Source organism: uncultured Streptococcus sp. (assembly GCF_938036805.1).
In the GTDB taxonomy this organism is placed as follows: Bacteria; Bacillota; Bacilli; order Lactobacillales; family Streptococcaceae; genus Streptococcus.
Genome location: NZ_CALHWC010000080.1, coordinates 1 through 5,396, shown reverse-complemented (window position 1 = coordinate 5,396; position 5,396 = coordinate 1). Strand labels below are relative to the sequence as shown.

Here is a 5,396-nt window from a genome sequence, read left to right as displayed (position 1 = left end):
ATTCAGATGGCTAGAGAAGCTGGCGCCAATATTTTCGTAGCAGGTAGCTATGTCTTCAAAGGTGATGTCAGCCATCAAGTTCAGACCTTGAGGGATGCGTTAGATGCCTAGAATTGCTCTGTTTGCTGGCGGTGATTTGACTGCGGTCAATCGGGATTTTGATGTTTTTGTCGGAGTTGATCGTGGTGCCTTTTATCTGCTAAAGCAGGGCTTGCCTCTGGACTTAGCGATTGGCGATTTTGATTCTGTTTCCGATGAAGAATTGCTGCGCATAAAAGCTGGCGCCAAGGAAGTCATTCAGGCTCAGCCTGAAAAGGATGATACGGACTTAGAATTGGCTGTTCTGGCTTGCTTTGAGCGCTATCCAGATGCTTATCTGACGATTTTCGGCGCCTTTGGCGGTCGTTTAGACCATGCTCTGGCCAATGTTTTCTTACCCAGCAATGATAAAATCGCTCCCTATATGGAACAGCTGATCTTAGTTGATGCCCAGAATTGCCTCCGCTATGTGCCCTCTGGCCGTCATGAAATCAAGCCAGTGGAAGGCATGGACTATCTGGCCTTTCTGCCGACCGAAGATGTTCCTTTGACCATTGAAGGAGCCAAATATCCTTTAAATGAAACGAATTTTTTCTTTAAAAAAGTCTATGCTTCTAACGAATTTATAGATAGACCTGTATTTTTATCCTTTGACGGGGGTTATACGGTTGTTATTTACAGTAAAGATAGGAGTTGATATGGAGTATATCGTCATCATCATCCTGCTTATCATCAATCTGGTCTTTCTCTATTTCTTCTGGCAGAGACAGGGGCAGCAGGAGCAGGCAATCAGAGTCTTGCTAGAAGAGCAGGAGGATCACTTGTCCGACCAGCTGGATTACCGCTTTGAGCAGGAAAGACATCAGGAGGCTCTTCGGCAAAAAGAGTTGGAACTGGTTCTGGGCGATCGGTTAGCCGAAGTTCGAACAGATTTGCACCTCCATTTGACGGATTTGCGAACCGAAATGGCGGAGAGTTTCAGCAAAAATCGAGATAAAACCGATGAGCGGATGCGTCAGATTCAGGAGTCCAATGACCTGCGGCTGGAGCAGATGCGCCAGACCGTTGAGGAAAAATTGGAGAAGACTTTGCAGAGTCGCCTGCAGACCTCCTTTGAGACGGTGTCCAAGCAGCTAGAGTCTGTCAATCGTGGTTTAGGAGAGATGCAGACAGTGGCTCGGGATGTTGGCAGTCTCAATAAGGTTCTTTCCAATACCAAGACCCGCGGCATTATGGGCGAACTCCAGCTGGGACAAATTATCGAAGACATCATGACGCCCAGCCAGTATGAGCGGGAATTTGCCACAGTGGCAGGTTCTAGTGAGCGCGTGGAGTATGCTATCAAGTTGCCTGGGCAGACAGAGCAGGACTATGTCTACCTGCCCATCGATTCCAAGTTTCCTCTGGCGGATTACTATCGCTTGGAAGATGCCTATGAATCGGGCAACAAGGAAGAGATTGAACTTTACCGTAAGTCGCTGTTGGCTAGCGTCAAGCGCTTTGCCAAGGATATCAAGAGTAAATATCTGGCTCCGCCAGCTACGACGAATTTTGGGATTATGTTTTTGCCAACGGAGGGACTCTATTCTGAAGTGGTTCGCAATCCAGAGTTTTTCGACGGTTTGCGGCGAGATGAGCAGATTGTCGTAGCTGGACCGTCTACCTTGTCAGCCCTGCTTAATTCTCTCTCAGTTGGCTTTAAAACACTGAACATCCAGCGTAGCGCAGATGACATCAGCAAGGTTCTGGGCAGCGTCAAGCTGGAATTTAATAAATTTGGCGGCATTCTAGCCAAGGCTCAGAAGCACTTGAAGAACGCTTCTGGAAGCATTGACGAGCTACTGACTCGCCGAACCAATGCTATTGAGAGAACGCTGCGACATATTGAATTGTCGGACCAAGACCTTCAGTTACACTTGCTAGATATTCCAGATGAAAGGGAAGATTATGAAAATTAATCAAATGAAAAAGGATGAATTGTTTGAAGGATTTTATCTGATTAAGTCGGCCGAAGTCCGACAGACCAGAGCTGGGAAAAATTACCTCGCCTTCACTTTCCAAGATGATACTGGAGTGATTGAAGGGAAATTGTGGGATGCCCAGCCTCATAATGTGTCAGAATTTACAGCGGGGAAAGTCGTCCATATGCAAGGCCGTCGCGAAGTCTACAATAACACCCCGCAGGTTAATCAGTTGACCCTGCGCCTACCCAAAGCTGGTGAGCCCAATAATCCTGCGGATTTCAAAGAAAAACCACCTGTTGATCAAAAAGAACTGCGGGAATACCTGGCGCAAATGATTTTCAAAATTGAAAATCAAGTCTGGCAGCGCGTGGTCCGTTCGCTTTACAGCAAATACGATAAGGAATTCTATTCTTACCCAGCAGCGAAAACCAATCACCATGCTTTTGAATCAGGACTTGCGTTTCACACAGCTACCATGGTCAAGCTAGCGGATGCAATTGGTGACATCTATCCTCAGCTCAATAAAAGCCTTCTTTTTGCGGGGATTATGTTGCACGACTTGGCCAAAGTCATTGAGTTGAGCGGTCCGGAAAATACGGAATACACCGTGCGAGGCAATCTGATTGGCCATATTGCGCTGATTGACGAAGAATTGACCAAAACCTTGGCGGAGCTGAAAATTGATGATACCAAGGAAGATGTCATCGTTTTGCGCCATGTCCTCCTCAGTCACCACGGTCTCCTTGAATACGGCAGTCCCGTTCGTCCAAAGATTATGGAAGCAGAAATCCTACACATGATTGACAATCTGGATGCGGAAATGATGATGATGACCACGGCTCTGTCTCTCGTTGCTCCAGGAGAAATGACCAATAAAATATTCGCATTGGAAAATCGTTCCTTCTATAAACCAAAAATTGATAAGTGAAATACGAAAAATGGGCATTATATTTAGTATAATGTTCGTTTTTTTGATATAGTATGATATAATGAAAAAAATAAAATAAATATTCATAGAAATCACTCCAAACTTTGAAATCGAAAGAGCTGATTTGTGCTCTGTGCGAGAAGATCCTAGCTCATAGATTAGTTTGTAGCTGATTTTGGTGGAGTCGAATTGGTGAAAAAATGAAATTAAGAAGAAGTGAGCGCATGGTGGTTATTTCCAATTACTTGATTAACCATCCTTACCAATTAACAAGTTTAAACACATTTGCAGAGAAATATGAGTCTGCCAAGTCTTCCATTTCAGAAGACATTGTGATTATCAAACGTGCCTTTGAAGAAATCGAAATTGGTACGATTGAGACAATTACCGGTGCTGGAGGAGGTGTCGTCTTCACTCCTTCCATTTCAGAAAAGGAGGCCAAGGCTATCGTTCAAGACCTCCGCGATCAGCTGTCTGAGAGTAATCGAATCCTTCCTGGCGGCTATATCTACTTATCAGATTTGCTCAGTACGCCATCTATCCTCAATAATATTGGCCGCATCATTGCCAAAGCTTTTAAAGATCAAAAGATTGATGCCGTTATGACAGTGGCGACCAAGGGTGTTCCCTTGGCCAATGCTGTCGCTAATGTCTTGAATGTTCCCTTTGTCATTGTCCGTCGCGATTTGAAAATCACTGAGGGCTCTACGGTCAGTGTCAACTATGTCTCTGGCTCTAGCGGAGATCGGATTGAGAAAATGTTCCTCTCAAAACGTAGCCTAAAGGCTGGAAGTCGAGTGCTGATTGTCGATGACTTTCTCAAGGGAGGCGGAACGGTTAATGGGATGATTAGTCTTCTGTCTGAGTTTGATTCGGAGTTGGCAGGAGTAGCGGTCTTTGCAGACAATGCGCAAGCCAATCGCGATCATCTGGAATACAAATCGCTGTTAAAGGTGACCAATATCGACGTTAAATCAAATATGATTGATGTTGAGATTGGGAATATATTTGATTAACTTTAGGAAAGAATTATGAGAAATATTTTTGATAAATTAGAGAGAGCTTCTAACCTTGTTCGTTTAGGAATCCTGGCAATAATGCTGCTTATTTTGGTTTCTGGACTTATATTTTTAAAACCAGCTCAGAAGAATACGGGCTCCACCAAAACAGTCAGTTACAGTAGACGTTCAAGCTCCAGTAAAGCCAGTTCTACTAAGAAAGCATCGTCAGAAGATAATACGATTCAGGATGCTGAAGTAGCTGTTAAAAAGTTAGAAGAAGAGCGTACCGATGAAAGTTTGACTCAAGCACAAGCAGCGGTTGACAAGGTAAAAGATGAGGAAGCCAAAGCTAAGTTCCAAGGTCGAATTCAAGCCGTAAAAGATGCAATGAAGACACCTGAGGAATCCACTGAACCTGATTCAGACCAGCAGCAGTCGTTCTCTCCTACGCCTGTTGCGCCAGTTTATCGAACACCTGCCATCTCCATCGAACCACGAATACAGCCACAAGAAAGTTCGACTCCTGCACCATCCTCTAGTCCAGAAGTTACCCCAAGTCCATCTTCGGAGATACCAAGCCTGTCTTCAGATACTTCGGGCGCTTCTTCAAATACGGTGGTTCCTTCCCAGACTTCAAGTGAAAAATAGAATTGAATACATATTTTGATTGGTATTTAAGTGTTTATCAACAATCAGTTGTAGCATATTTTCAGATCTTTAAGATGATAATAATCAAGTAAAGGGTTGATTAAGAAGTGAAGATAAGCAAAAAATTAAGAAAACCTATTGACGAGGATATGCTTCTGTGTTACAATGATAAACGGTACTTTTTACTTTTGGTCTCTCAAAAGTGTACAGAGACGTGCTGACAAATGTTGCAAAAGTACACACAGATGATAGCTGTCACCAAGTGTATCATCACCAAAATTAAAAAAATACAGGAGAATGTAGATGCCTACAATTAACCAATTGGTTCGCAAACCGCGTAAATCAAAAGTAGAAAAATCTAAATCACCAGCTTTGAACGTTGGTTACAACAGCCACAAAAAAGTTCAAACAAACGTATCTTCACCGCAAAAACGTGGTGTTGCAACTCGTGTCGGAACTATGACACCTAAGAAGCCTAACTCAGCCCTTCGTAAATTTGCCCGTGTACGTTTGAGCAACTTGATCGAAGTTACAGCTTACATCCCAGGTATCGGACACAACTTGCAAGAGCACAGCGTGGTGCTTCTTCGTGGTGGACGTGTAAAAGACCTTCCAGGGGTACGTTACCATATCGTCCGCGGTGCACTTGATACAGCAGGTGTTACTGACCGTAAGCAAGGCCGTTCTAAATACGGTACTAAGCGTCCAAAAGCATAAGGAAAGGGGATAAAGATAAATGAGTCGTAAAAACCGTGCGCCTAAGCGCGAAGTATTGCCAGATCCGCTTTACAATTCACAATTAGTTACTCGTCTTAT

Annotated in this window: 6 protein-coding genes and 2 pseudogenes; all 8 read left to right on the top strand. The window is 43.9% G+C overall.

Annotated features, from left to right (window positions below):
• A pseudogene (locus Q0191_RS03320) lies at nt 1-111 on the top strand (ribulose-phosphate 3-epimerase); the annotation flags it as partial.
• Entirely contained in the window at nt 104-736 is a 633-nt protein-coding gene (locus Q0191_RS03315) for a thiamine diphosphokinase (RefSeq protein ID WP_297663821.1), read from the top strand. The pseudogene Q0191_RS03320 and the gene Q0191_RS03315, both read left to right, overlap by 8 nt.
• A 1-nt stretch (nt 737) precedes the next feature.
• Entirely contained in the window at nt 738-1,997 is a 1,260-nt protein-coding gene (locus Q0191_RS03310) for a DNA recombination protein RmuC (protein WP_297663819.1), read from the top strand.
• Nucleotides 1,987-2,931, top strand: coding sequence for a 3'-5' exoribonuclease YhaM family protein (locus Q0191_RS03305; RefSeq protein ID WP_297663817.1), 945 nt, complete (start codon nt 1,987-1,989; stop codon nt 2,929-2,931). The genes Q0191_RS03310 and Q0191_RS03305 overlap by 11 nt, the downstream gene beginning before the upstream one ends.
• A 200-nt stretch (nt 2,932-3,131) precedes the next feature.
• The gene (gene purR / locus Q0191_RS03300) at nt 3,132-3,947 is read left to right on the top strand and encodes a pur operon repressor (protein ID WP_045500510.1); all 816 of its coding nucleotides are present in this window, start codon (nt 3,132-3,134) and stop codon (nt 3,945-3,947) included.
• 15 nt (nt 3,948-3,962) lie between these two features.
• Nucleotides 3,963-4,580 carry a hypothetical protein gene (locus tag Q0191_RS03295; RefSeq protein WP_297663814.1) on the top strand — a complete coding sequence of 206 codons (618 nt, stop codon included), beginning with the start codon at nt 3,963-3,965 and terminating at the stop codon, nt 4,578-4,580.
• Between the two features lie 303 nt (nt 4,581-4,883).
• Entirely contained in the window at nt 4,884-5,297 is a 414-nt protein-coding gene (rpsL, locus tag Q0191_RS03290; protein ID WP_005591658.1) for a 30S ribosomal protein S12, read from the top strand.
• A 19-nt stretch (nt 5,298-5,316) separates the two neighbouring features.
• Nucleotides 5,317-5,396, top strand: a pseudogene (locus tag Q0191_RS03285) (30S ribosomal protein S7); the annotation flags it as partial.